Source organism: Mycobacterium sp. 852002-50816_SCH5313054-b, assembly GCF_001667185.1.
In the GTDB taxonomy this organism is placed as follows: Bacteria; Actinomycetota; Actinomycetes; order Mycobacteriales; family Mycobacteriaceae; genus Mycobacterium.
In genome coordinates this window covers 50395-76591 of record NZ_LZIC01000068.1, presented here as the reverse complement: position 1 = coordinate 76591, position 26197 = coordinate 50395, and the positions used below count along the sequence as shown (strand labels likewise).

Below are 26197 nucleotides of genomic sequence, written 5' to 3'. Positions count from 1 at the left end.
AGGGCGCCCGGTGGGGCCGCGGTCACTCGTCGCATCAGATACTGAAGTAGCACAACGCATCCCGTAGCATCGGCGCCATGGAACCGAGCCGGTGGTGGGGTGATGACCGCGCGATCCACGACGACGAGGAGGCGCGCAGACTGATCCTCGACGCCGCGGGCCGCTGCATCGTCCGCCGCGGCAACACCCAGTTCCGGATGGGCGAGGTGGCCGACGAGGCCGGGGTGTCGCGATCCACGGTGTACCGCTACTTCCCCGCGCGCGACGACGTGCTGCTGGGCCTGATGCTGATGCGGGTGGACGAGGCGCTCGGCGACCTGGTGGGATCGCTGCCCGCGCCCGACGACCCCGTCCGCTCGGTTCCCGAGATGGTCCTGGCGCGGGTCGAGTCGGTGGACGGCAACCCGCTGAACGAAGCGCTGTTCGCCGCGGAGAGCACCGCGGTGGCCACCGCCCTCGAGAAGGGCTCGGAACCCATCGTGAGGCTGCTGCTGCGGCACTACGAGCCGTTGCTGAATCGGTGGAAGGCGGCGGGGCGTCTCCACGACGACCTCGACCCCCGGTCGATCGTCCAGTGGCTGCACACCACGACGTTGTTTTTGCTGGCGCCCTCCTGGCGGCGCCGCCCGACAGCCGACAAGCGCCAATTCGTCGAGCAATTCGTGGTGCGGGCCCTGGTGCCACAAATCAGACAATAATCGGGTATTGTCTGAAGTCCAGACATTCGGCTAGTTTTGTCTGACGGGGCGCTGAGCCGATTGCGGCCCGCTCCCTGCAGGTGACGGGCATACGCAGGACGGACACATATGAAAAACCTTGCGGGACAAGCTCTGTCCGTCGCCGGCTTGGCCGCCCACCTGGGCCACGGGGTCCGCCGAGTGACCACCGACGCTGTGGTGGGCGGGCGCTTGGGGTTGCCCCGCACCGTCGAAGACATCGACGCCGGGGTCCTGTCCAAGGTCCTGGGGACCACCGTCAGGTCGGTCCGTGTCCTGGACCGCGACGCGGGGACGTCGTCGCGGGCCCGGCTGGTGCTGACCGGAAAAGAGGTGCCCGAGTCGGTGTTCGTCAAGGTCGCCGCCAAAACGGCCGCCACCCGGTTGATGGGCGAACTCGGGCGGCTGGGGCAGACCGAGGTGCGCTTCTACAACCAACTCGCGCCGCAGCTCAACGGCCTCCCGTACGCCTACGGCGCCGCTTTCGACACCTGGACGGGCCGGTACCTGCTGGTGCTGGAAGACCTGCCCGCCGAGTCGTGCGAGTTTCCCGACACCCTGCACCCGATCTCCCCGGACCAGGCCAGCCTCGTCATCGAATTGCTGGCCGATCTGCACGCCGTCTTTTGGGACCGGCTGCCGCGCGACGGTCGCGGCCCCCTGGGTTGGCTCTACACCCCGTCCGGAGACGTCACGTCCCTGCTGACCGGGTCACTGATGCACGCATCGATGAAGCGCCTCGCCGAGCGCAGCCCGTTCCCCGTCGACAACGGGCGGTTCATTGCCGACAACTATCGCGCCGTCGCCGCGCTGATCGACACTCCCCCGCACACCGTCATGCACGGCGACGCCCACCCCGGCAACATGTACTTCCACGGCGGCAAGGCGGGCCTGTTGGACTGGCAGGCGGTGCGGCGAGGACACCCCTCCCGCGAACTGGCGTACACGCTGATCACCAGCCTGACGCCGGAAGACCGGCGGGCAACGCAACGCGACCTCCTCGACGACTACCGGCGCGCCCTCGCGGCTGCCGGAGGCCCCGACCTGGACCGCGAAGACCTGTGGCTGCGGTACCGCCAGAGCGCGCTGTACGGATATGTCGCTCCGCTCATCACCGCGGGGATGGGCGGAATGCAGGTCGAAGGCATCGCCATGGAGGGTCTGCGGCGCGGCGTCGCGGCCCTCGACGACCTGGAAACCGTTGCGGCACTGAAGGGTTCTCTCTAGCGCGGCGGTGCGGCCGCGAAGTTCCGGCGATTCATTGACTCGACCTGTCCGGAGGAATATCGTCAGTAGTTACGCTACGCCGAGTAGCGTAATGCCGCGTGTCCGACGTCGACAACGCATGGCGACAAGGAGAGGCCCTCATGTTCGATCTGAAGATCACCGGCGGCACCGTCGTCGACGGCACCGGCGCGGAGCGCTACCGGGCCGACATCGGCATCAAGGACGGCGTGATCGTCGACGTCGTCCGGCGCGGCGCCGATGACCCCGCGATGACGGGCGAAGCGGCCGAAACCATCGATGCGACAGGGCATGTGGTGGCCCCCGGCTTCGTCGACATCCACACCCACTACGACGGGCAGGTGAGCTGGGACGAGCTGCTCGAGCCGTCCAGCGGCCACGGCGTCACGACGATCGTGACCGGCAACTGCGGCGTCGGTTTTGCGCCGGTGCGGCCGGGCACCGAGCAGTGGCTGATCGAGTTGATGGAGGGTGTGGAAGACATCCCCGGCACCGCCCTGACCGAGGGCATCGAATGGGGCTGGGAGACCTATCCCGAGTACCTCGACGCGATCGGCAAGCACAAGTTCGCGATCGACGTGGGCAGCCAGGTCGCCCACGGCGCCATCCGCGCCTACGCAATGGGCGAGCGGGGTGCGCGCAACGAGCCGGCGACACCTGATGACATCGAGGCGATGGGCCGGCTGGTTCGGGAGGCGATCGAAGCCGGCGCGCTCGGCTTCTCGACGTCGCGCACGATGGGCCACCGCGCGATGGACGGCGAGCCGGTTCCCGGCACCTACGCGGCCGAGGACGAGCTGTTCGGCCTAGGGCGGGCCATGGCCGCCGGCGGCCAGGCGGTGTTCGAGCTCGCCCCGCAGGGATCCGCCGGCGAGGACATCGTCGCGCCCAAAAAGGAACTGGACTGGATGCGCCGGTTGAGCGGTGAGATCGACCGGCCGGTGTCGTTCGCCCTCATCCAGGTGGATGCCGACCCGAACCTGTGGCGCGAGATGCTGGACCTGTCCGCGGACGCGCACGCCGAGGGCGCCCGGTTGTACCCGCAGGTCGCCGCGCGTCCGTTCGGCATGATGATCGGATTCCAGGGCCATCACGGGTTCAGCCACCGGCCCACCTACCGCCGGCTGAAGGCCGAGTGCGGCCGCGCCGAGCTCACCCAGCGCTTGGCCGACCCTGCGGTGAAGGCCGCCATCCTTTCCGAGGACGACCTGCCCGCCGACCCGACCCTGCTGTTCGACGGCATGTTCGCCCTGGTGCAGCACTCGTTGGGACGGCTCTTCGCGCTCGGCGATCCGCCGGACTACGAGCCCACCGCCGACCGCACCGTCGCGGCCATCGCCAAGGCCCGCGGCGACGACCCGCTGTCCACGCTGTACGACCTGATGCTCGAGCGGGACGCGACGGCGATGCTGATGCTGCCGCTGTTCAACTACGCCGAGGGCAACCACGACGCGATCCGCGAGATGCTGCTGCACCCGGCCGGCGTGCTCGGGCTTTCCGATGGCGGCGCCCACTGCGGGATGATCTGCGACGCTTCCTATCCCACCTTCCTGCTGACGCACTGGGCGCGCGACCGGCACCGGGGCGACAAGCTCGCGCTCGAGTACGTGATCCGCAAGCAAGCCCGCGACACGGCTCACCTATTCGGTCTGACCGACCGCGGCACCATCGAGCCGGGCAAGAAGGCCGACATCAACGTCATCGACATGGACGCGCTGACGCTGCATCCCGCGGCGATGGCCTTCGACCTGCCCGCGGGCGGGAAACGGATCCTGCAGGGAGCCAGCGGCTACGCGGCCACCATCGTCAGCGGGACCGTGACCCGGCGCAACGACGTCGACACCGGGGCGCGCCCGGGCCGGTTGGTGCGCGGAGCGCGATAGGGCTCCACCCATGAACGCGCCCACCGGCAATCCGGCCCGCACCCGGGACGAGGACGCGATTGGCGCCCCGCCCGAGTGCCCGACCCTGGTGCCGGCGCAGCGCTACTACTCTCCGGAATTCGCCGCACTCGAGATCGAGCGAATGTGGCCGAAGGTGTGGCAGCTCGCCTGCATGGTCGATCACGTCGCCGAGCCGGGGGACTATTTCGAGTACCGCTGCGGCCCGTACGGGGTGCTGATCGTCCGGGGCGACGACGGGAAGCTCCGGGCGTTCCAGAACGCCTGTCGCCACCGCGGCAACACCCTGTGCGCGGGCTCGGGCTCGGGACTGCGCGAACTCAAGTGCGGCTATCACGGCTGGACCTGGGACCTGGCGGGCACGCTCAAGCGGGTGCCCAACCGCAAGGGCTTCGGCTCGCTGCGGATGTCCGACTTTCCGCTGGTTGCGGCCCGGGTCGACACCTGGGAGGGGCTCGTCTTCGTCAACCTCGACATCGACGCGATGCCGTTGGCCGAGTACCTGGAGGCGGTGCCCGACGACATCGCCTGGTGTCACCTGAGCGACTTCCGCTGCTACGCGACGCTCACCATCGACGTCGAGGCCAACTGGAAGACGATCGCCGATGGCTACAGCGAGACCTACCACATTCAGACGCTGCATCCCGAGCTGCTGCGCTGCGTCGACGACATCCATGCGCCACAACAGATCTGGGGTCACACCGGCAAGTCCGACCAGCCCTACGGCGTGCAGAGCCCGCGCTTCGACGGCGCGCTGAGCGACGAGGAGGTCTGGGACGCGTACGTCTACACCCAGGGCGCGCTGATGGGCGCCGCCGAGGGCACGCCCTTCCCCGCCGACGAGCGCCGGACTACAGACACGGTTGCCGACCTGATCGCGGCGCGCACGCGAGCCTTCGCGGCCAGCCGCGGGGTGGACCTGGACTGGGCCGACACCGACCGGATCACCCGGCTGCACCAGTACAACGTGTTCCCCAACATGACGTTGCTGGCCAACGCCGACCACCTGACCGTCATGTGCTCGCGCCCCGGCCCGGACCCTGATCACGGCGAGCTGGTCATGTTCCTGATGACCCGGATGGCCCCGGGCGCCCCGCGCAGCAAACCCGCCGACATGCGCTCGACCGCCGGCGAAGCCGAACCGGGCCTGGTGCTCACCCAGGACATCCGCCTGCTCGCGGGCCTGCAGCGCGGTCTGCACCAGCCGGGCTTCACCCACCTGGTGCTCTCCAGCGAGGAACGGCGCGTGATCAACATGCATCGAAACCTCGAGCGTTACTTGAATCTATCCGGGGAACTGCCGGAGGCCGAGCGGCTGAGCCGCGATGAAAAGGCACCGACGTAATCGCTGTAGACCTCCCGAAAACGGGTATAAGCGAATTAGAATCCCGGCTTGTGACGAGTGCGTCCGACGCTTGGGGCTACGAACGGCGGCAGGTCATGCATCAGGTACAGATGCGATGTCAGGCTCTCGGCCGAAGGCGTGCGCGACGGCTGTGTCACCGCTTCGAGCGCGTCGGCGTGCACACCGCTCCCGATCGGCTGCGGCAGATGGTGGCCGGCGCCCCCGTCGGGGAAGACGAAGTGACGGATGTCAATTTCGCGTTGATCGCGATGCAGCTGAACCGGGAGGCGCGGGGCGCGCGGGTCAAGCGTTTGAAGCGCCAAGGCACCCGGTCGCTGATGTTCGCCGGCCTGGTCCTGGTGGTCCTGAACTTCCTCTTCTGCATCGCCTACGTCCTGCTGAACCTGGCCCAGCAGGCCACCCCGATGTAAGAGCTTCTACTCGATCGGTTCGTCGCCCAGCAGGGGCGCGACGATTTTGGTGTCACCGGCGTAGCCGATCGCGGCGGGACGATCACCCGCTCGGCGGAGGGACGGCATCGAGCCTGAACACCGCGCACCGACCCGCGAGGGCCTCGAACTCATCCGCGGTTCCCCGCTGTACCAGCCCCGAGCGTTTGAAGAAGCCGACGCCCCGGGGCACCTTGGCGGGAAACGCGCGCAGCACCGGGCGCGCTTCCTCCGCCGTGAGCTCGACGAAGGCGACACGCTTCGACCGGCGACCCCGCGTGACGGTGCCCGCGCCGGCCGCGCGCGCGTTCAGCACCCAGTCCGCGCGGGAATATCCACCCACGACGTACAGGCCTTCGCCCAGCGCGAAGGGGGTCGCCGGTGTGCTGCGCTGCGCGCCGGACTTGCGGCCCGGCACCGTCAGCACCCGCACCGGCCCGGTGGCGATGCCCAGCTTCTGCACGGCCATGACGGCCTTGTTCATCGGTTTGAGCCAGGCCGGTGGTTTGGAATCAGACATTTCGCCTCAATTGATATCAATCTGGCTGATACATGTCAAGATGCCTGATATCAGGCCACGCGTTATGCCGGGCCGCGCCCGTCGCCGGCCAGCTTGAGCAGCAGACGCGTGCCGCCCAGCGGACTGGCGTGCAGGGCGGCCGAGCCGCCGTGCAACTCGGCCTGCTGGGCGACGAGCGCCAACCCCAACCCCGAACCCGCGCGCGATGCGGTGGAACCGCGGGAGAAGCGCGCGAAGACCGCGGTGCGTTCGTCTTCGGGGACACCGGTGCCGTTGTCGTCGACCGCAATCTCCACGCCCTCACCGGAACTGCTGACGTTGAGTTGAATTTCGGTGGCCCCGCCGTGCTTGACGGCATTCGCGATGGCGTTGTCGATGACCAGCCGCAGCCCGGTGGGCAGCCCCACCATCAGCACCGTGGGCGACGGCACCAGCGACACGTCCACACCGGGGTAGATGCGAAACGCGTCGTGCGCGGCGCGATCCAGTAGCTCGGTGATGTCGAAGGGGACAAAATCATCGACGGTGGTCAGCTCCCCCTGCGCCAGCCGTTCGAGCGCCGTCAACGTCGCTTCGATCCGGCTCTGGGTGCGTATGACATCGCCGAGCACCTCGTGGCGCTGCTCGGCGGGTAACTCCAAGGTGGACAACACTTCTAGGTTGGTGCGCATGGCGGTCAGCGGTGTGCGCAGCTCGTGTGAGGCGACGGCGGCGAAGTCGCGGGCCGACTCGAGCGCGGCCTTGGTGCGCCCTTGCTCGTCGCCGATGCGGGCCAGCATGCCCTCGACCGCTTCGGCGATCTCCACGGCCTCGCGGACGCCACGGACCTGTACCTCGTCCGGACTGGACTGAGCGCTGATCGCACGGGCTTGCTGCGCCAGCAGCAGGAACGGATTGACCATGATCAAGGAGATCACCCAGCCGACCAGCACGGTGCCGCCGATGACGCTGCCGCAGATCAACAGCACCCGCAGGTGCAGTTCGTTGATTCGATGCTGGGCCTCGGCCAGCGGCGCGGCGAGCGCGATCGAGGCGGGCCCGGCGGTGAAGGTGCGCACCCGGTACTGCACCCCGTTGATGGTGGTGTTGGCGTACCCGTTGGGCAGTCGGGGCAGCACTATGTTGCCGGGAACGGACACTGTCATGTCGCCGATGCGGGCGGTGCGCACCAAGTTGCCGTCCGGAAGGGTGTGGTCGGGGCTGGTGAGCCGCCCACTGTTGATCAACGTATTGATGTCACCCAAACTGCTCACGGAATCCAGCCGGCGATCGAGCTGGCTGTACTGATCGTTGGTGACGCCGATCCACACCCATGCGCCCAACAGGACGACCAGAGTGATCACCGACAGCGCGGCGACTATGACGATGGTGCGCAGCGACAGCACGCGCATCGGGAGGCGAACTTGGCCGAACAGAGGAGCGTCGGGGGTCATCGCTCAGCCCACCCGTGGCGGCCGCCGAAACATTCGGCCGCGGCGCCGTCGCTCAGCCGGCATTCCGTGTTCGCCCCGGGGTTGGACATCGAACTCAGAATATAGGCGTGGCGTGTGCCGGCCCAGGTCACACACCGGCTCCGGCGTCGTTGGCCGAGCAGCGAAACCCCGCGCTGTGAGTTGCGCTACACGGCCTTTCCCGTTGCCGGGGTGAGTGAGTACTCTCTCACCTATGCAGACGTCGGGTCGTGATCGGCTGCTGGCCGCGGCGATGAGCCTGTTCGCCGCCAAGGGCTACGCGGCGACTTCGGTGGCCGACATCCAGCGGGCGTCCGGCCTGGCGCCCGGTTCCGGCGCGCTGTACAAGCACTTCGGCTCCAAGCGCGAGCTGTTGGAGGCCGCGGTGGCGCACCGGATCGACGGCATCGTGGCGGCGCGGGAGCAGTACGACGCCGGGGCGCCGGGCAGCGTCGAGCAGGCGGTGCGCACCGCCGGCCGGCTGATCTGGGACAACCTGAAACAGAGTGAGGAACTGCTCAAGGTCATGCTGCGCGAGCCCGACGAGCTGGGCGATCTCGACGAGAAGACGTGGCAGGTCATCACGGACAACGCGTATCAGCGCTTCGCCGACGAGCTGGTCGCGACCAACAACTCCGGCCGCACGCGCATACCCGATCCCGAGGCCACCGCGGCGGCGGCGATCGGGTCGTTGTCCTATGCCGCGACGCTGCAAGCCCTGACCGGGCGGTTGCCCGGCAACATCGACGAGGACCGTTACTTCGAGGCATGGGTCAACCAGACCGTGAGCGTCCTCGCCCAATACCGGAACCGTTAACTATCAATACATTTCAGGAGTGAAGCTGTGACATTCTCACTGCAACTGAGCGACGACGTGATCGAGGTGCGCGACTGGGTGCACAAGTTTGCAGCCGACGTGATACGTCCCGCCGCGTCGGAATGGGATGAGCGGGAGGAAACCCCGTGGCCCGTGATCCAGGAGGCCGCGAAGGTGGGCCTGTACTCCCCCGATTTCTTTGCGCAGCAGGCCGCCGAGCCGACGGGCCTGGGCTTTCTCACGACGTTCGAGGAGATGTTCTGGGGTGACGCCGGCATCGCGCTGTCCATCCTGGGCACCGGGCTGGCGGCAGCGGCATTGGCGGGCAACGGAACTCCCGAACAGCTGGGCCGCTGGCTGCCCGAGATGTTCGGCACGCCCGACGAACCCAAACTCGGGGCGTTCTGTTCATCGGAGCCCGACGCGGGTTCCGACGTCGGCGCCATCCGCACCCGCGCGCGGTTCGACGAGGCGACCGGCGAATGGGTCCTCAACGGCACCAAGACGTGGGCGACCAACGGCGGCATCGCCAACGTGCACATCGTGGTGGCGTCGGTGTATCCCGAACTCGGCACCCGCGGCCAGGCCACATTCGTCATCCCGCCGGGCGCCCACGGGCTGTCGCAGGGCCAGAAGTTCAAGAAGCACGGCATCCGCGCGTCGCACACCGCCGAGGTGGTGCTGGACAACGTCCGGCTCCCCGAGGACACCATCCTGGGCGGCCGGGAGAAGTTCGAGGAGCGCATCGCCCGGGTCAAGTCCGGCGCCTCGTCGCGCGGACAGGCCGCGATGAAGACCTTCGAGCGCACCCGGCCCACGGTCGGCGCGATGGCCGTCGGGGTGGCACGGGCGGCCTATGAATACGCGCTCGACTATGCCTGCCAGCGCGAGCAATTCGGCCATAAGATCGGCGAGTTCCAGGCCATCGCGTTCAAGCTCGCCGACATGAAGAGCCGCATCGACGCGGCGCGCATGCTGGTGTGGCGCGCCGGATGGATGGCGCGCAACAACCAGAGCTTTGACTCGGCGGAGGGGTCGATGGCCAAGCTGGTGGCCAGCGAGACCGCGGTCTACGTCACCGACGAGGCCATCCAGATCCTGGGCGGCAACGGGTACACCCGCGACTACCCCGTGGAGCGGATGCACCGCGATGCGAAGATCTTCACCATCTTCGAGGGCACCAGCGAGATTCAGCGCCTGGTCATTTCGCGCGCGCTGACCGGCCTGCAGATCCGTTAGGCACCGCGCCGGAACCGTCGCCAAGGCCACGCGCCATGATGGCGGCATGACCTCCGACATCCGCGTCCTCGACAGCGAGGACGACCTGATCGCCGCGGCGAATGTGTTTCGCGCCGCGATGGTCGGGTTTCCCCCGCTGTCGAACCTGGCGCCCGGTCAGATCACCGAGCTGCTCGAGCCCGGCCGCACGATCGGAGCTTTCATCGGAGGGCAACTCGTGGGCACCGCCGATGCGGTGACAAGCGGACTCACCCTCCCCGGCGGAGCGATCGTCGGTCATGCCGCCGTGACGCACATCGGGGTGCTGCCGTCGTTCACCCGCAAAGGGATCGCCACCGAGCTGATCCGCCATCAGCTGGACGACTTCGCCGCACGGGGCGAGGTGGTCGCGACGCTGCGCGCCTCGGAGGCGACGATCTATGAGCGGTTCGGCTACGGTGTGGCGAGTTCGTCGCAGACGGTGGAGGTCCAGACGGCACGGGCGGCGTTGCGTCCCGAGGCGGCGCCGGGGGGTCCGGTGCGACTGCTGGACCCGGGTCAGGCGTGGGATGTCCTGCCCGGGATCTACACCGCGCATCGACCGGCGCGCCCGGGTACCATCGACCGACCCGAGGTGTGGTGGCACAGCGTGCGACTGCGCACCGAATCCTCGCCGGGCCCTTCGTATGTCGCGGTGCATGGCGACCCAGGGTCCGAGACCGGTTTCGCCCGCTACCGTCCCGTCGACACCGGGGCGTGGTTCGTCAGCGACCAGCGCACCATCGCCGTCGAGGACTTCTTCGCGCCCACTCCCGACGCCTACGTCGGCCTGTTGCGCTTTTTGCTCGGGCTCGATCTCATTGACCGCGTGGTGTTCTGGATGCTGCCCGTCGACGATCCGCTGCCCTGGTTGCTGATGGATCGGCGAGCCGTGCGGGTAACCGCGGTGCGGGACGAGACGTGGCTGCGCGTCGTCGACGCGCAAGCCGCACTGGCTGCGCGTCGATACGCCGGCGATGAGTCGGTCACGATCGCGGTCGATGACCCTCTGCTGCCGCACAATTCGGCCAGCTTCACCATCACCGTCGACGGCGCGGAACTGACGGACCGACCCGCCCAGCTGCGCACCGGCGTTGAGGCGCTGGGTGCCGCGCTGCTCGGCGGCGCCACCTGGCGCGACCTGGCCGTCGCCAGGCTGGCCCGAGCCGACAACCCGGCGACGCTTGCCCTCGCCGATCGCATGTTCGCGGTGCCCGACGCGCCGCACGCCGGGTTCTTCTTCTGATGATCGTGATGATCGGGGCGGAGCGCTGGAAAGCCGGTTTTGTTGCCGCGCACTCGCACTGCGGCAACTCTTCGTCGAAATCGACGGCAGCGTGGAAAAGTGCGAGTGCGCTGCGCTCTAGCGTCGGGCCCGGGGTCCAAAGAATGCCTAAACCGGCGCGCAGGAGATCGCCGGCAGCATCACATCGGTGCGGCCGGTTTTCTGGCTGTCTATGAGGAAACCGAAACCCTTCGAGGAGGCGATCAGCTCCGCCGCGACCGCATCACCGAGCAGCGTCACACAGGCTTGCGCGACCTCTTCCCGGCCGGGTCACTTAGGTAGCCGTCGATGAACTCGTGCAGCGCGGGCGCCAGGGCAGAGACACTCGAACCATGCAACTTGGCGAGCAAGATATGTCCCTGGTAGTGGGCGAACAAGGCATGTGCGAGTCGGTCCGGGTCGACACCTTTTCGCAACATGTTGTGAGCGGCGGCTTCTCGGCAAACTTTCGCGAGTTGATCTTCCAGCGTGGCCAACCGTGCAGCCAGATGGACGCGTACCACTTCGTCGGTGGTCGACAGTTCGGCGGCAATGTTGCCGAATGGACAGCCGACGAACCGCCCGAACTGCGCATGGAGAGCTGCCTGGATGGCGCCGATTGCTTCGGGAATCGCGCGCAACTTCTCGGCGGATGTAGCGCCCGGCGCGATTTCCAGACGCGCTTGGAATACCTGCATGTGCAGATCGATAACCGCGTTCGCCAGTTCGGCTTTCGAGGAGAAGTAGTGGTAGAAACTGCCCTTGCGAACATCAGCCACCGCACAAAGTTCCTCCACGCCCACATCGTGGTAGCTGCGCTCGAGGAACAATCGCGCCGCCGTTGACACGATGCGGTCACGAGCGTCGGAGGTCCGCGGCATCCAGGAATCGTATCGGATAGTTGACCGGTCGGTCAAAACCCAGTTATGTTGTGCAGTGTCCACACGCGTCAATGGCGCGGCCCCCGCACCGAACGGAGACGACGTTGAGCCTCAATCCCGCGGAGGTATTCCGCACGCCAGATTCGCGTTTCGAGCATCTGCCGGGGTACGACTTCGCACCGCACTACCTGGAACTGGATGGGCTGCGGATGCATTACCTGGATGAGGGCCCGCGCGAGGGATCGCCGGTGGTGTGTTTTCACGGCGAGCCAACCTGGGCTTACCTCTACCGCAAGATGCTGCCACCGCTCGTCGCGGCCGGGCACCGGGTCATAGTTCCCGATTACGCCGGCTTCGGCCGCTCCGACAAGCCCACTGACCGCCGCTGGTACACGTTCGATCGCCACAGTGAATTGATCGCCAAAGTGCTTGGTGCTCTTGACCTGCACGACGCGACTGTTGTCGTGCAGGACTGGGGCGGCCCGATCGGGCTGCGATGGGCGGTGGAGAACACCAGCAGGGTTGGTGCGCTGATGATCCTCAATACCGGTCTGTTTAGCGGGCGGGTGTCCAAAGGTTTTTTGGCCTGGCGCGCATTCGCTGAAAAGAACCCTGACCTACCCGTTGGCTTTGTTGTCCAAGGCGGCACCACGAGTGAGCTTTCCGATGACGTCGTCGCCGCCTACGACGCTCCGTTTCCTACCGTTGAGTCAAAAGCCGGCGCAGCCCAATTCCCGCTGCTGGTGCCCACCGGCGACGACGCCGTGGGTGCCAAGGAGATGCTAGCGATCTCCGATGAGCTGTCACGGTGGCATAAGCCCGCGCTCGTTGCGTTCTCCGACACCGACCCCGTCTTTCCCTACCCTCAGGCCGGACAACTCTTTTGCGACTTGATCCCGACCGCGAGCGACCAGGTGAGGATCGAGGGCGCCGCGCACTTCCTTCAGGAAGATCGCGGCGAGCGGCTGGCCGAGGAACTGCTCACCCTGCTCACCGGGTTGGAAATTGCGGGCCGTCCATAACAATCGGTGTTCGAGTTGAGGGTGGTCCGGGCACGCACGAAGAGTCGAGAATCATTGTGTGCAACCAGCTTCGGGTGCACCGGAAACGCCGCTGCCTGCTTGTTGACCTCGCCTACCTGGCCAACGATGAGGCTTCTGGGAACCACGTGACCTCCCCTTTCCTGAGATGAGCCCGGCGCAAACAGTGTGCAATTCAGGTGATGGATCAAACGAGGCCGCTCGGAATACATCGTCGTAATCGATATCAAAACCGGCGGGAACGTGCACGCGCGTGGGTAAGTCGCGCCCGGGGCTGGGTGTTCCGACAATCGGGTGGGGTCGCGATTTGCGCCATCCGACCATGTCCTGCTTGGCGCGCGCCAGCGTGGTCTGACTTTGCGCGGCCGTTAGACGGCACCGACCGCCGGGGTCCTGAGGGCACTAGCAACCCCGCTTACCAGGCTGACAGCAGCCGGTGCAGAACCCACAGCTGCGCCGGCCCGGCGACATGCGCCGGCGCGCGGCGGTCGGGACAGCCAGCAGTCCCCAATCGGGGGACAGCGACTCGTCTGCTTAATCAACCCTTTACCGGATGGGCCTTTCCCCGCGATCGCTGCAGACTGTGGTGCGAGTGCCGCAAGTATCCGCATCGCTGTACACCCACCGGCACAAGGAGATTCGTCGGCGACTGTCGCGGACCCCCTAGCCTTCAGGCGGGGACGTCACAGTGCCCGTCTGCGACTTCTCAATAACCGTCGGCCACGTCAGGAGGCGTCAGAACATGGGCGCAGCAACGACCGACCCCGTGCGGCTTCCGCGTGGGCCGCGGATACCGAAGGTCGTTCAAGGCGTCGTCTTTGCTACGGCGCGGGAAAGGACGGAGAGGACTCTGGCCAGGCGCTACGGCAGGGCCTTTACCCTCAACATGCCGATCTTCGGCAAAACCGTCGTCATCAGCGACCCGGCCCAGATCAAGGACCTCTTTACGATGAGCGCCGACCTCGTCGGAGGGGCGACACTCCTCGGCGCAGTGTTCGGTCCAGGGTCGACGTTCAGCCTCGACGGCGACGAACATCGCAAGCGCCGCAAGCTAGTTGTGCCGGCATTTCACGGCAAGCGGATGCAGTGCTACGAATCCCTCATCGAACACGAGGTGATGCGCGAGACCGCGACCTGGCCCGAGGGCACTGAGTTCGAGACGCTGCCGTCGATGATGCGCATCACCCTCAACGCGCTCCTGCGGGCAGTGTTTGGCGCCGAGGGCGCCGCGCTTGACGAACTGCGTGGGCTGCTCCCACCCTGGGTGGCACTCGGCTCCCGGATCGCGGTGCTGCCGTCCATCGCGCGACGGGATTTCGGCCCATGGAGCCCGGGGGGATGCCACCGGGCCTACCGCAAGCGCTATGACGCGATCATCGATAGTCTGATCCGCGACGCGCTTACCGATTCGGCCTTCGAGCAGCGCAACGACGTGCTCTCGCTAATGCTGCGGGCTCGCTATGAGGACGGCTCGCCGATACCCAAGCAGCACATCGCCGACGAGCTTCTTACCTTGCTGGCCGCCGGCTATGAGACCACCGCGACGACTCTCGCATGGGCAGTTGAGCGGCTGCGCCGGCACCCGCGACTCCTTGCCAGGTTGGCCGAAGAGGTGGACGCAGGCGGGTCGGAGCTGCGGCAAGCGACGATCTGGGAGGTCCAGCGAACGCGGTCGGTCATCGACGGGGTTTTCCGCGTGACAAAACAGCGGATCAGGCTGGGGGAATGGGTTATCCCCGAGCAACACACGGTGATCGCCAGTATCGGCCTGGCGCACTCCTGTGAGGAGAACTTTCCGGACGCCAACACCTTCAACCCTGACCGGTTCATCGGCAACGCGCCGCAGAACTACATGTGGATTCCGTTTGGTGGTGGCGTGCGCCGCTGCATCGGCGCAGCGTTCGCCAATATGCAGATGACCGTGGTGTTGCGAACCCTGCTGCGCGAATTCGAGTTCGACACAACATCCGCCACGGACGAGCCGCATGACACGCGCGGGGTTTCGGGCGCGCCCGCGCTGGGTGCACAAGCCGTGGTCCACGCGCGCCGAGCCCGGCGGCGCAACGAACCTTTCACAGCGCAGGCTCAGCGAGAGCCGGAATGGGTTGCGGCATCGGTCTGAGCGGCGTACGTTGCGCGAGCGTTGACGAGGGCCCTCGAACGTGCCTTCGTTACGGCAGTGGCCTCATGGTCAGGGACGGATGAATCTTGCTGCGAGATCGCGGGATCGGGGGTCGATTCGGCGCCGGCCGTGTGGTCTTGCATAGCGCCGGTCCGGCGGCACCTCCGATCAGCGCGATGCCCTCCGATACGAAGGCTTCGGCGACGGCATGCAATGGAGCCAATCTGGAAGCGCCAGCGCGAAAACGGTGCGCAGGGTGAGCAGGTACTGGCGAGCCAGCGGCCCGGTCGTATAGGGCAGGTCATAGGTGGCGCACACCGCCTGAACCTGTTGGGCGATCTGCGCGTAGCGATTACTCGGAAGGCCCTGGGCGATTCACATTCAGACTAGGCATTGTGCGCTCTTGTCGCCGGCGAGGTTGTCAGGGCGCTGGTCACTCAAAGTCGTGTCGAGCCTGCCCGCCGCAGCATGATCGCGTGAACCGCCAACGGTATCGGGCCGCTGCAACGTCGCGCGCGTGGTCGGGTCGGTCACATGATGCTCCGTGCTGCTCCGTGGACGGGTTGATCGCGGCGGGCCCAAACCTGCTTCGGTACTGCGGGAGAAAGCCGTCGATGAGGCGAAGTTATAAGACCACGTCGCGGTTTACATCCACCGTTGAGATGATTCGCTCGTTGATGTGCTACTCCGTCGATTGGCCGACGAGGGCTCCTACGATCACGCCGACCTAGAAACGTGAATCCCCCAGTCGTAGGACCACAATTCCACCGCGCAGGCACCTAATCGGCGGGTGCGGAGCGCCGGTACGCGCTCCTACACTTCCGGCATGTCTCTAGCACTTTCGGTCGGTTTCAGCGCGGGCCCACGGTCCGCACCAGCGGCGCTCCAGTCATGATCGAGATCACGCTGCTCGGCACGGGAAGCCCCGTCCCCGATCCGCTGCGGGCGGGGCCCTCGACGCTGGTACGCGCCGGCAGTCAGCTGCTGCTCGTGGACTGCGGGCGGGGCGTGCTGCAGCGCACCGCTGCCATCGGCATCGGCGCCAACGCAGTGACCGCACTGCTGCTCACGCACTTACACAGCGACCATATCGCCGACCTCGGCGACCTGCTCATCACCCGATGGATCACTACTTTCGGGCCCGAGCCCAACCCGCTGACGGTCATCGGGCCGCCGGGCACCGCGGCCGTGGTCGAGGCTACTTTGAAAGCGTTCGGCAGCGACATCGACTACCGGATTGCCCATCACGGCGACCTCGCGGAACCACCAGCCATTGAGGTACATGAGCACATCACGGGCGTGGTTTGGGATCGCGACGGCGTGCGTATCGTGGTGGCACCCACGGACCATCGGCCCGTTGAGCCCACCATCGGATTTCGCGTCGAACACGACGACGTGTCCGTCGTGCTGGCCGGTGACACGGTGCCGTGTGCAAGCCTGGACGCGCTGGCACGTGGCGCGGATGCGCTCGTGCACACCGCGATCCGCAAGGATCTCCTTCAGCTGGCCCCGCTGCAGCGCATCAAAGACATCTGCGACTACCACTCGTCGGTCGAGGAAGCCGCGGCGACGGCGGCCCGGGCGGGCGTCGGTACTTTGATTCTTACCCACTATGTGCCCGGGCTGGTCCCGGAGCAGGAAGGGCAGTGGCGCGAACGCGCCGCATCGGCGTTCGAAGGCCGCATCGAGCTGGGCCAGGATCTGCACCGAGTTGAGGTCGGTTGATTCCCGCGAGCGCTCGAGTGTGTGACGGCGGCCCGGTGGTCGCCTCCTAGAGCGCGATCGTGCTGCTGCCGCGCGGCCATCCATCCGGTTTGTCCGACTCCCGACCGGTGGATTTTGTAGGTCTCGCGAGCAGCCACCATCCGCTGTCTGCGGAGAACGCCGATGTCCAGCAATCCGCAAATCGGCTGAGCCCAGTTCATCCCCTGCATGCACTGTTTAGAGGAAAGACACGACCGGATTGTTCGCGACATAGTTGCGGTAACGCCGAAATCCCCGGCACTGCAACAGACACACCCACGTTAGAAGGAGTACGCCCGTGAGGGTCAGCACCAACGGCGCCGTCACCACTACCCCGGTGATCCTTGGCGAGGCCGCTGCGATCGCCAGAACGAATACGGCGCTGGCACAGCTACATCCGGAAACTCCGATCAAGCACGGGGAGTTTCGGACCTTTGCCTGGGAATTTGCCAAAAGCCCCGCCCGTACGGGCTCGATGCTGCCGAGTTCGCGCTGGGTCGCCGACCGCATGGCGGCACCAGTGCCCGAGCGGGGTGACCCCGTCGTCGTCGAGCTCGGCCCGGGTACCGGAGCGTTTTCCGCCGCGATTGACCGCCGCCTGGCGGGCCGCGGCCACCATCTGGCGGTCGAGTTGAACAGCGAGTTCGCCGGGCAGCTCACCCGCCGCTTCCCCACCCTGGACGTCGCCGTCGGCGACGCCGCCCAGCTGCCGGAACTGCTCGCCAGCCGCGGCCTGGCTACTGCCGACGTGATCGTCAGTGGTCTGCCGTGGGCGTCGTTTGCGCCGCAGCTGCAGCGTGACCTGGTCGACGTGATCGGGCGCTGCCTCGCCGCGGACGGCGCGTTCACCGCGGTCGCGTACACGGCGTTGTGCGGCATGCCCCGCGCCCGCCGCTTCCATGGCCTGCTCACGGAGACCTTCGAGGAGGTCATCGTCGGCCGCACTGTCTGGCCCAACGTGCTACCTGCGCGGGTGTACACCGCCCGCCGGGCGCGGGTGGGTGTGCCGGTGCAATGACCGGTCCCGGTCGCCCCGTATCTGCGCGAGTCGACCAGTCTCGCTGATACACAGCTTTCTGGCCGGTCCAGCGGCGCCAACGCCGGCGGGAACGTGCTGGCCGCAAAGAGCTCCTCGCGCCGACTTGACGTGTACCGGGAATCGACCGAGTCGTGGGCTGATCCGCTGCGGGACCGCAAACGTCGGACCATGAGCGCACCGGTGCTGGCCGTCCGCGATGGCGCGCTGGATTTTGGAAGGCGATGCGTGAGGTGTTCCCACGCACCCGCGACGAACGCTGCCGGTTTCGCGATCAGGCCAATATGCTTGCTGCGCCGCCGAAATGGGCCCACCCGAGCGCCGTCACGGCGACGCGGAAGGTCTGCAGGGCTGAAGAGATGAGGAAGCTGCTATCAAGTGGACCTATGGTCCGGCCGATCCCATCGGCCAGGGTCTACTGAGCATCGGCTTGTTGAGCAATACGGCCGGGCCTCATCGCCGCGGCGCTGGAAGCGGCCGGATCCCGGTGCCAGGGAAGGTGGTCGCCAGCTGTTCTGATGTGTAATCGGCGGCAGTAGCGGTCGATTGCCGCAGAACTGGACTGCCGGCGCCTCGACGCTTCGACGCGCAGGCCGGCCGATACCATCACGCCGGGCGCGGCGCGCCAGCAGCAGTGATGGAGGCTTTCGAGCAATCGTGACGAGTTCGCCTGCCTGGCTTGCATTGTGGCTGCCGATCTCTGCGGTGGGCGCCGCTCGATGGGGCCCTTGGATCTGACGGCGTCACTACGGAGGCGAGACCGTCGGCGCGTCAGAACACAGATCGCAAATTTCTTTGAGATCTGTGGTCTGACAGCGCATCGGCAGCCTACTCGGTGGGCGCCGGCTCGGCGTCCGTCGCGGTCGCGGTGGGTGCGGGCTTTTCGGCCGGCGCAGGCGTGGCCGGCGCCGGCTTCTCGGCCGGCGCGGGCGTGGCCGGCGCAGGCTTAGCGGCCGGCGCGGGCGTGGCCGGCGCAGGCTTAGCGGCCGGCGCGGGCGTGGCCGGCGCAGGCTTGGCGGCCGGTGCGGGCATAGGCGCCGGGGTGGCAGGCCCCGCGGGGGCGGCCGGCGCTGTGACACCGTGGTGTTGGTGCTGCGCCGCCGCGATCGTGCTCATCCCTATCGCGGCGGCGCCGGCAATGCCGCCCGCCGCAAGCACAAGCAGTCCGCTCCGGGTCATCCGGCGAACAATGGTGTTGGTCATCTATTTACTCCTGTAGGTGGTGTTGTTGGTAGGTTTTTCATTGCGATCCGGCGTTTTATCCGGTACTGACTAGGATTCCGCCTCCATGGCTTCGCGTCTCTCGGGCAAATGCCGGATGCCGCGGACGAAAACCACTCCACCGATCGTGCAGAGCCAAGGTCAGTCACCCGAACCAGGATGTCGCCGGGCTCATCAACTTTCGTCACCGCTTCAATAAGACGGAACAAGGCGATAGCCAGACCTTCTGATCATTGTTACAGGCGCCGTCCCCAACCGGGGACCGCACTTCATGCCTTCCTGAAGCGCCACGCCGAGCCGTTCAAGCCGCAATAGGAGCAGAACAATATCGTCGACCGAACGGTGTGATTGGAGGCAGGCAAACAGGGATTCCTGGGCATGGCCATGCCCAGCGAATAGGGGGCGGTCGCGCAATTCAGACGTCCGTTACAACGCCGTCATCGCCGAAGAAATAGCGGCGGCCAGCACAGTGGGCTCGGGTTCGGCCTGCACAACGACGTCGCTGCGCCCTGGCCAAGTGGTACAGCGCTGAAAAGCGGGTGCATCTGGTCGACCGACGTTGCCTGCAGCTGCACGGCGGATATGGCTACATGCGGGAGTACTCGATTTCGCGGGCCTTCATGGACTCTCGTGTTCAGACCATCTACGGCGGCACTACCGAAATCATGAAGGACATCATCGGGCGCGCGCTGTAGCCCTGCCTCGCCGGCGCGTAGCTCCTGGCCCCGCCGGGAACCGGTTGACTGGCACGGAGGCAGACATCCGCGTCGAGCGCCGCCGCGGCCATAGCCCGCGACCGTGGGATCATTCCACAAGTCGACGGCGCATCGCCTCGGCCACGGCAGCGCCACGGTCAGACACACCGAGCTTCTCGTAGAGGTTCTGCACATGTGTCTTCACCGTGCTGGCTCCCAGATGCAGCTGATCCGCGATCTGGGGGACCGATAGCCCGTCGGCGATTCCCCGCACCACCTCATGCTCGCGCGGCGTCAGCAGCGTCGCCTCGCCCTTAGCCCGATGTTTGACCTCGGCGGCCAAGCCACCGGCCAAATGCGCCGAAAGGTACGTGGCGCCTGACGCACACTTGACGACCGCGGCGACGATTTCGTCGCTGTCGGCCTCCTTCGTCAAGTAGCCCGTGGCGCCTTCGGCGAGAGCCTTGTAGACAACCGAATTGTCATCGAATGCGCTGAGCAACACGACATTGGTTGGTATCTGATCACGCAACACCGCGTGGATAACTTCAAGGCCATCGAGTTCGGGCATCTTCAAATCGAGCAGGGCGACGGCGGGCCGAAGTTCTCGGATAGCGGCCAGCGCGGCACGGCCGTCAGCCACTTCGGCGACAACTTCGGCCCTGCCGCTTGAGTTCAGAGCCCGGACGACCCCCTCCCGAGTTATCGGGTGATCGTCGGCGACGATGATCCTCACCCGCTGCGCGGAGTTCGTCATGCGCTCCTCCGGCCACGTAACCCACAACCACCAACTATCCAAGACAGGCCATTCGGTCCTCGGCGATCACCGCTTCGGCTGATGCATGCGCGGGGCGTAGTGCAGTTCATTTCGATCACTATTCCGCCCGGGCGCCGAGTCGTCTGTCGGCTGAGTGAGGGGACGGGCGGATGAAAACTCCTCCCCCAATAGGTGGGTACGGACAACGGACGCGCTCGGACGCGCATGCACCATCCGGCATCGACAATCCGCTTGGCATCAGCCGATCACTGGAAGACATGGCCTGCGCCGCACGGAAGGTGTTGGGTACCAGCAACATCGGTGCACCGGCATCAAACGGCCTTGACAGCGCGCCAATCAGTGGCGCCGGCGTGGCCCGATTCTCGGCTACACCGGCCACAAAGGGGATGCTCCGGCACGCGGCGCACACTCACATGCTGTCTTGCGCGTCCGCAGTCGCTGCCGCAGCAAATGCTCTGTCTTGCGGCAAACAGGGCACTGTGCCAACCACCGGCTTAAACCAAAGGATTAGGTGGCGGACGCCCAGTCCAGATCACATGCCTACTGGATGCGTTGTGCGCCGCCCCGTCAATAGGGGGTGAGCTTCTCACCCACCGATTCCGACATTTACCCGAAGGACACCGAGCCATCACGCTGAAAAGGTGTTCGGTGACCGGAACGAACATCGGCGGAAAAGACCGACCGCGCGCCGAATTAGGAGCTTTGCACATGAACAACACGACCGTCGGCCGGGCGGGGGGTGCCGGGCAGGCACGACGCACTACTCAGCGGTCGCGCAGGTGTGTCGCGGCGGCTGTTTCAGTGCTGGCGCTTACCGGAATTGCCGAAGCGGTCACGATCGCGACAGCGGGGATCGCTCACGCCGGTGTGTGCCACAACGTGACCCGCTCCCGCGTTTCACGTGGTCAGTGCTACAGGCCACCGCCACCGCCGCCGGTACCCACCGGGGCCGAAACTGCACCAGTACCCGCGTCGGCCGTCAGTGGTAGAGCAGGTGTTGATGTCGTCCGGTGGATCAATTGGACTGGTTGCGAAGGCACCGGCTGCATCTTTGGTTTGCGGTGATTGCGATCAGCTGCATGGGCTGGAAAGGCCTGAGAATGAACAAGTTTCCCGGTGTGACCGGTGATGTCAGCCGGCGGAACCGCGCGTCCATCAAGAGCGGGATGCGCGCCAATCCGTGGTGGACACTCGCCGCGGTCTCGATCGGCAGCGTCATGGTCGGCCTCGACGGGTCAGCGGTGGCGATCGCGAACCCGCGCATCGCCATCGATCTGCACGCCTCGCTGATCGACCTGCAGTGGATCACCAACGCATACCTGCTCGCGCTCGCGGCGCTGCTGATCTTCGGCGGCAAGTTGGGCGACCGGCTCGGTCGCCGTCAGATGTTTCTTGTCGGCGTCAGCGGGTTCGCCGCGACATCGGTTGGCATCGGGTTGATCGGCACCGTCGACGGCGTGATCGCGCTCCGCACGCTGCAGGGCGTTTTTGGGGCGCTGCTGATGCCCAGCTGCCTGGCGATCGTGCGCAGCACCTTTGCGCCCGAGAAGCTCAGCACCGCCATAGGTATCTGGGGCGCCACGTCGGGCGTGTCGATCGCCGCAGGACCGATCGTCGGGGGGCTGCTGGTCGAGGGCGTTGGCTGGCAATCGATCTTCTACATCAACGCGCCGATCGCGGCGGCCGCGCTGCTGTTCGGCACGCTGGCAATTATCGAGAAGCGCAGTGAGCGCAACGAACACCTCGACGTGCCGGGCATCGTGACGCTGTCCTGCGGTCTGGTCCTCATCGTGTACGGGCTGATCGAGGGGCCGCACTGGGGCTGGCTCGACACCAAGACGCCGGCATGCCTGATTGGGGGTGTGCTCGTTGTCGGGCTGTTCGTGATGATCGAGTTTCACGCTCCCTACCCGCTGTTGCCGATGCGGCTGTTCGCGAACCGGTCGCTGTCGATCGGCACCCTGGTGCTGATCGTGAACTACTTCGCGTTGTTTGGCGCGCCCTTCCTCATGTCGTTGTATCTGCAGAACGTGCAAGGGCTCAGCCCCGTGCAGGCCGGTATCCGCGCGTTGCCGCTGAGCCTGGCACTGATGGTGACCCCGCCGCTGAGCGGCGTCCTCACCGCGAGGCTGGGCTCGCGTCCGGCGATGGTCGGCGGCCTGGCTACCGTTGCGGTCGCTCTGTTCTGGCTGACATTTCTGCACCCCGATTCGGGCTACCAGGCGATGTGGCCGGCGTTCGTGTTGCTGGGTGTCGGCATCGGCCTGGTCGTGACTGCCAGTTCGGGAGCGATCGTCGGCAACGCCAGCGTCGACGACGCCGGGGTGGCCGGCGGCCTGCAGAGCACGGCGGTGCAACTGGGCGGAGTGCTCGGGACGACGATCCTCGGCTCGGTGTTGTCCAGCCGTGTCGGCTCGGCGCTCGTCGGTGCTCTCACGGCCGCCGGAACGCCCGGGCCCGTCGCGGAAAAGCTTTCCGGTGCACAGGGCCTCGTCGCGCAAGGCGTGGCTCCCACGGCGCCAGACATGCCGGCGTCGCTCGCGCAAGCGGTGGCCAACGGCAGCCACGCCGCATTCATGGAAGGGCTGCAGGCGTCGATGATGGTGGCCGCGATCTGCGCTGCCGTCGGCTCGGTACTGGCCATGTTTGTGCGACGCGGCGGCAACTCCCGGGCCGCAATCGCGGTCGACCACCGAGCCGCAACATCCGGTCCGCCGGCGATCACGCGGCGTCGTCGACCGCCCCACATAATCGTCGTCAGGGGTCGATTAGGACGCGAGAACGGTGATCGCACAGCAAGTGGTGCGGCGTCGCGTTGAGCACAGCCGACGCGGTCGGCTAGCCCCTACTTCGCCTCGGCATAGCTGCGAACCTGTGACGACGTGCCGGCGTTCGCGTAAGGTCGCTCATCTCGCCGCCACACGAGGTCATCACGACTGTCGTTGGGCAGCACGCCGGGTGAATGCCGATTCGCTTGCAACTCAGCGCTTGTCGGGTCGAAAACCCCGACGTGGTACAGACTGTCGGCGTACTCTTTGGACCCGACCAGTTGCGATAGCGGCGTCTGAACGGGGTCACCACCCGCAACTCTGGCGGCGATTGCGTTCAGATCGAAACGCGGACACCACCCCAGGTCGTGCCGAGCCTTGGCGTTGACGTAGACACGGTCGAGGCGGTTGGGAAAACGCCAGCCGCGCCGGACCCATTCCGCCGCGGCCAGCGGAGCCCGCCGCGCGAATACCGCGGCCGCGTCAGTTCGCAGGTCAGTCATGTCATCCCGGGCAAACGGTGTGGTGGCCGATATGACGTAACGCCCAAAGCCAAGCCGAGGCGCCCGCTGGGCCGCTTGGAGGTGGGCGTCGACGGCGTCTTCGAGCGCGACGCGGCGAGACGCATACTCGTTGGCCTTCACGGCCTCGTCGCTATAGCCGGCGTCATGCCCTGGCATGTCGTCGGCGTCGGCGAAGAACCGCGCCACCCGCAGCACGACGCAGGCAAGGCCATCGTTGCGGTGCGCCAACTGACAGAGGTCCTCGGCGGCGGCTTTGGTCACGCCATAGATATTCTTCGGGATCGGCGCCACCGATTCGTCGATCCACGCCGCCGGCATCCGCGATGGCGGCACCAGCGCGTCGCCGTACACCGTCGTCGAGGATGTCATCACGAACGCGCGAACGCCGGCGACAACCGCGGCGCCGAGCAGGCAGTGCGTGCCGCTGATGTTGGTGTCCACAAACGCCTGGCTTGGCAGGAACGCCAGCTGCGGCTTGTGCAGCGTCGCCGTGTGGAACACCACGTCGACGCCAGTCATGACCTCCTGCAGCAATCCTGGATCATTCACGGAACCAACAACATCGGTCCACCTCGACGGTCGCACGTCGAGCCCGATGACGTCCGCACCGCGGCCGTGCACGGCGCGCACAAGGGCCTCGCCCAGGTGACCGGAGCTACCGGTTACGAGTACCCGTGGCTTGGCCTTGGCGGTGCCCGCGCGCAGCGTTGCGCGTCGCGCATCGGGGCACGGGGTCATGATGGCTGCGCGTGCTGCGGCGTTGCTCATGGGTACTCCCGTTAGGTGTTGTGTCTTCCCTTGCGTGCTGGTGATACGCCAACTATCTCGTCGTGGCCGAAGGACGTCTGCCGGGTAAACGGAGGGACCAGGGTAGGCAAGGTTCTCCCCCAATTGGGGGAGAACCGGTCTTTGACGGCTCACCGGGCTCGAACTATGTGGGCGCTCTGTCACGAATCAACACCCAAACCACCGGCCGCCGCAGTACGCCCGCTTACGCGTACGCCGCCGGCGAGGTCACCGTGCCGTCTGATTGGCAGAGGACCCTCTCACAGGGTGATGCCGCATAACTCTGAAAACCGCCGCCGAGCAGATTGTTGCCGCAACCGGTTCGGGGCCCACCCGACTTATTGCGGTGACCGGACGGCAATGTTCGCGTCGTGGATGGCGTAGTTACAGCTGCAGCGGTGAGCCAGAGCGGGTGTGGATCATTCCACCAGTCGACGCCGCATCGCCTCGGCCACCGCAGCGCCTCGGTCAGACACACCGAGCTTTTCGTAGAGATTCTGCACGTGCGACTTGACGGTGCTGGCTGCCAAATGCAGTCGCAACGCGATCTGGGGAACCGACAACCCGTCGGCCATCATCCGCACCACTTCACTCTCGCGCGCGGTGAGCAATGCCGCATCACCCTTCGCGCGGCGTTTGACCTCATCGGTCAAACCGCCGGCCAGCTGGGAGGACAGATACCCAGTGCCACTGGCGCACTTCAACACTGCCGCCACGATCTCGTCGCTGTCGGATTCCTTCGTCACATAGCCCGAAGCGCCTTCTGCCAGAGCCTGGTAGACCATCGAACTGTCATCAAAAGCGCTGAGCAGCACCACATTGGTTGGCAGACCATCACGGGTCACCGCGTGAATCACAGCCAGGCCGTCGAGGTCGGGCATCCGATAGTCGAGCAGGGCCACGGCTGGCTGTAGTTCGCGGATGGCGGACAGCGCAGCGCGGCCATCGGCCACCTCCGCGACGACTTCGATCTTTCCGCTCGCGTTAAGAGCGCGAACGATGCCTTGACGAGTGAGAGGGTGGTCGTCGGCCACGACGACTCTGATCCGCTTCGAGGGGTATGTCATGGGTTGCTCCCGTGCCATCCAGATAGTTAAGGCAGGCGCCCCGGCGCGAGCGCTTTCGTCATTGTCGCTTGCTGCGGCGCGCGCCGAGCTTGTTTGACAAAACGAGAGGCAGCGCCCGTCGGCACAGCTTTAGCGCACGTGGAGGCCTCTGCCCGTCACTAATCCTCCTGACCTAGGGTGATCGGCGCGTTAGCCATTTAAGGCATACCAGAATGCCGCCGGCCGCGACAGGAGCCTTTCTCGGAACTTATTGCGAAGGACTAAAGGGGAGGAACTCCCGACTGCGGCACGGCGCCGTGGCCCGGTGGCGTGGAAGTCGTGCATCATTAACGGAACTTTCTGGACGCTCTGCACGGTGCTTGCCCAGGGGTGTCGGCGTTCAGCCCCGCCCGGACCACCGATGAGGATCGCCCCGGGTAATGGGGGACTTAGTGCCCTCTCCCCGATCGGCCAGTCGGCGGATCCACGCCGCGTTCTCTTACTGCGAATAATTGTTTGTATGAGTTGCGCACGCCCGCCAATGGCCGCGTCCGGGGGACATTTTGACGCAGCGCGGTTCTTTCATGGTCGC

The 26197-nt window shown here is 66.3% G+C and carries 20 protein-coding genes and 4 pseudogenes; 15 read left to right on the top strand and 9 right to left on the bottom strand.

Features of this window, described 5'->3' with window-relative positions:
- Positions 1-77: 77 nt before the first annotated feature.
- The 5 genes from A5787_RS14660 to A5787_RS14640 all read left to right on the top strand — a co-directional run bounded on the left by A5787_RS14660 (position 78) and on the right by A5787_RS14640 (position 5638).
- Entirely contained in the window at positions 78-698 is a 621-nt protein-coding gene (locus A5787_RS14660; RefSeq protein ID WP_066967998.1) for a TetR/AcrR family transcriptional regulator, read from the top strand.
- A 108-nt stretch (positions 699-806) separates the two neighbouring features.
- Positions 807-1943: a phosphotransferase gene (locus A5787_RS14655; RefSeq protein ID WP_066967995.1), complete on the top strand. Its 1137-nt coding sequence runs from the start codon at positions 807-809 to the stop codon at positions 1941-1943.
- A 140-nt stretch (positions 1944-2083) separates the two neighbouring features.
- Complete coding sequence (locus A5787_RS14650) at positions 2084-3844, top strand: amidohydrolase family protein (RefSeq protein WP_066967991.1); 1761 nt, start codon at positions 2084-2086, stop codon at positions 3842-3844.
- A 10-nt stretch (positions 3845-3854) separates the two neighbouring features.
- Complete coding sequence (locus tag A5787_RS14645) at positions 3855-5207, top strand: SRPBCC family protein (RefSeq protein ID WP_066967988.1); 1353 nt, start codon at positions 3855-3857, stop codon at positions 5205-5207.
- A gap of 50 nt (positions 5208-5257) precedes the next feature.
- Complete coding sequence (locus A5787_RS14640; RefSeq protein ID WP_231993988.1) at positions 5258-5638, top strand: hypothetical protein; 381 nt, start codon at positions 5258-5260, stop codon at positions 5636-5638.
- 82 nt (positions 5639-5720) lie between these two features.
- On the opposite strand, the gene A5787_RS14635 is transcribed toward A5787_RS14640, so the two are convergent.
- Positions 5721-6176 (bottom strand): nitroreductase family deazaflavin-dependent oxidoreductase, encoded by a 456-nt coding sequence (locus A5787_RS14635; RefSeq protein WP_066967985.1) that lies wholly within the window; start codon positions 6174-6176, stop codon positions 5721-5723.
- A 62-nt stretch (positions 6177-6238) separates the two neighbouring features.
- Entirely contained in the window at positions 6239-7567 is a 1329-nt protein-coding gene (locus A5787_RS14630; RefSeq protein WP_066967983.1) for a sensor histidine kinase KdpD, read from the bottom strand.
- A gap of 274 nt (positions 7568-7841) precedes the next feature.
- On the opposite strand from A5787_RS14630, the gene A5787_RS14625 reads away from it, so the two are divergent.
- Genes A5787_RS14625 through A5787_RS14615 form a run of 3 tightly spaced genes read left to right on the top strand, consistent with a single transcriptional unit; the run spans position 7842 to position 10947 of the window.
- Complete coding sequence (locus tag A5787_RS14625; RefSeq protein WP_066967980.1) at positions 7842-8444, top strand: TetR/AcrR family transcriptional regulator; 603 nt, start codon at positions 7842-7844, stop codon at positions 8442-8444.
- Positions 8445-8471: 27 nt separating this feature from the next.
- The gene (locus A5787_RS14620; RefSeq protein ID WP_066967977.1) at positions 8472-9683 is read left to right on the top strand and encodes an acyl-CoA dehydrogenase family protein; all 1212 of its coding nucleotides are present in this window, start codon (positions 8472-8474) and stop codon (positions 9681-9683) included.
- A 46-nt stretch (positions 9684-9729) separates the two neighbouring features.
- Positions 9730-10947, top strand: a complete 1218-nt coding sequence (locus A5787_RS14615; protein ID WP_066967974.1) for a GNAT family N-acetyltransferase — start codon at positions 9730-9732, stop codon at positions 10945-10947.
- Positions 10948-11112: 165 nt separating this feature from the next.
- On the opposite strand, the pseudogene A5787_RS27375 reads toward A5787_RS14615, so the two are convergent.
- Together A5787_RS27375 and A5787_RS14610 are read right to left on the bottom strand one after the other, a co-directional pair.
- Positions 11113-11205, bottom strand: a pseudogene (locus A5787_RS27375) (ABC transporter permease); the annotation flags it as partial.
- Between the two features lie 17 nt (positions 11206-11222).
- Positions 11223-11846: a TetR/AcrR family transcriptional regulator gene (locus tag A5787_RS14610; protein ID WP_066967971.1), complete on the bottom strand. Its 624-nt coding sequence runs from the start codon at positions 11844-11846 to the stop codon at positions 11223-11225.
- Positions 11847-11950: 104 nt separating this feature from the next.
- On the opposite strand from A5787_RS14610, the gene A5787_RS14605 reads away from it, so the two are divergent.
- Both A5787_RS14605 and A5787_RS14600 read left to right on the top strand, forming a co-directional pair.
- The gene (locus tag A5787_RS14605) at positions 11951-12868 is read left to right on the top strand and encodes a haloalkane dehalogenase (RefSeq protein WP_231993987.1); all 918 of its coding nucleotides are present in this window, start codon (positions 11951-11953) and stop codon (positions 12866-12868) included.
- 760 nt (positions 12869-13628) lie between these two features.
- The gene (locus A5787_RS14600; RefSeq protein ID WP_066967965.1) at positions 13629-15008 is read left to right on the top strand and encodes a cytochrome P450; all 1380 of its coding nucleotides are present in this window, start codon (positions 13629-13631) and stop codon (positions 15006-15008) included.
- 168 nt (positions 15009-15176) lie between these two features.
- On the opposite strand, the pseudogene A5787_RS28190 reads toward A5787_RS14600, so the two are convergent.
- Positions 15177-15371 (bottom strand): annotated as a pseudogene (locus tag A5787_RS28190) (acyl-CoA desaturase); the annotation flags it as partial.
- 528 nt (positions 15372-15899) lie between these two features.
- Between A5787_RS28190 and A5787_RS14595 the strand changes: the two are divergent.
- The 3 genes and pseudogenes from A5787_RS14595 to A5787_RS28185 form a co-directional block, all read left to right on the top strand.
- A complete protein-coding gene (locus A5787_RS14595; RefSeq protein WP_066967963.1) occupies positions 15900-16733 on the top strand; it encodes a ribonuclease Z in 834 nt (277 codons plus the stop codon).
- Between the two features lie 316 nt (positions 16734-17049).
- Positions 17050-17769 carry a class I SAM-dependent methyltransferase gene (locus A5787_RS14590; RefSeq protein ID WP_197507141.1) on the top strand — a complete coding sequence of 240 codons (720 nt, stop codon included), beginning with the start codon at positions 17050-17052 and terminating at the stop codon, positions 17767-17769.
- A gap of 98 nt (positions 17770-17867) precedes the next feature.
- Positions 17868-18155: pseudogene (locus A5787_RS28185) on the top strand (transposase); the annotation flags it as partial.
- A gap of 460 nt (positions 18156-18615) precedes the next feature.
- Here A5787_RS28185 and A5787_RS27750 read toward each other — a convergent pair.
- Entirely contained in the window at positions 18616-18990 is a 375-nt protein-coding gene (locus A5787_RS27750; protein WP_197507139.1) for a hypothetical protein, read from the bottom strand.
- 518 nt (positions 18991-19508) lie between these two features.
- Here A5787_RS27750 and A5787_RS26740 point away from each other — a divergent pair.
- Positions 19509-19703, top strand: a pseudogene (locus A5787_RS26740) (acyl-CoA dehydrogenase family protein); the annotation flags it as partial.
- A 109-nt stretch (positions 19704-19812) separates the two neighbouring features.
- Here A5787_RS26740 and A5787_RS14580 read toward each other — a convergent pair.
- Positions 19813-20460 carry a response regulator transcription factor gene (locus tag A5787_RS14580; protein ID WP_066968162.1) on the bottom strand — a complete coding sequence of 216 codons (648 nt, stop codon included), beginning with the start codon at positions 20458-20460 and terminating at the stop codon, positions 19813-19815.
- 1121 nt (positions 20461-21581) lie between these two features.
- Between A5787_RS14580 and A5787_RS14575 the strand changes: the two genes are divergently transcribed.
- A complete protein-coding gene (locus A5787_RS14575) occupies positions 21582-23300 on the top strand; it encodes an MFS transporter (RefSeq protein ID WP_066967958.1) in 1719 nt (572 codons plus the stop codon).
- Positions 23301-23326: 26 nt separating this feature from the next.
- On the opposite strand, the gene A5787_RS14570 is transcribed toward A5787_RS14575, so the two are convergent.
- Both A5787_RS14570 and A5787_RS14565 read right to left on the bottom strand, forming a co-directional pair.
- Positions 23327-24511 carry an NAD(P)-dependent oxidoreductase gene (locus A5787_RS14570; RefSeq protein ID WP_156763954.1) on the bottom strand — a complete coding sequence of 395 codons (1185 nt, stop codon included), beginning with the start codon at positions 24509-24511 and terminating at the stop codon, positions 23327-23329.
- A 467-nt stretch (positions 24512-24978) separates the two neighbouring features.
- A complete protein-coding gene (locus A5787_RS14565; RefSeq protein ID WP_066967955.1) occupies positions 24979-25626 on the bottom strand; it encodes a response regulator in 648 nt (215 codons plus the stop codon).
- Positions 25627-26197: the final 571 nt, after the last annotated feature.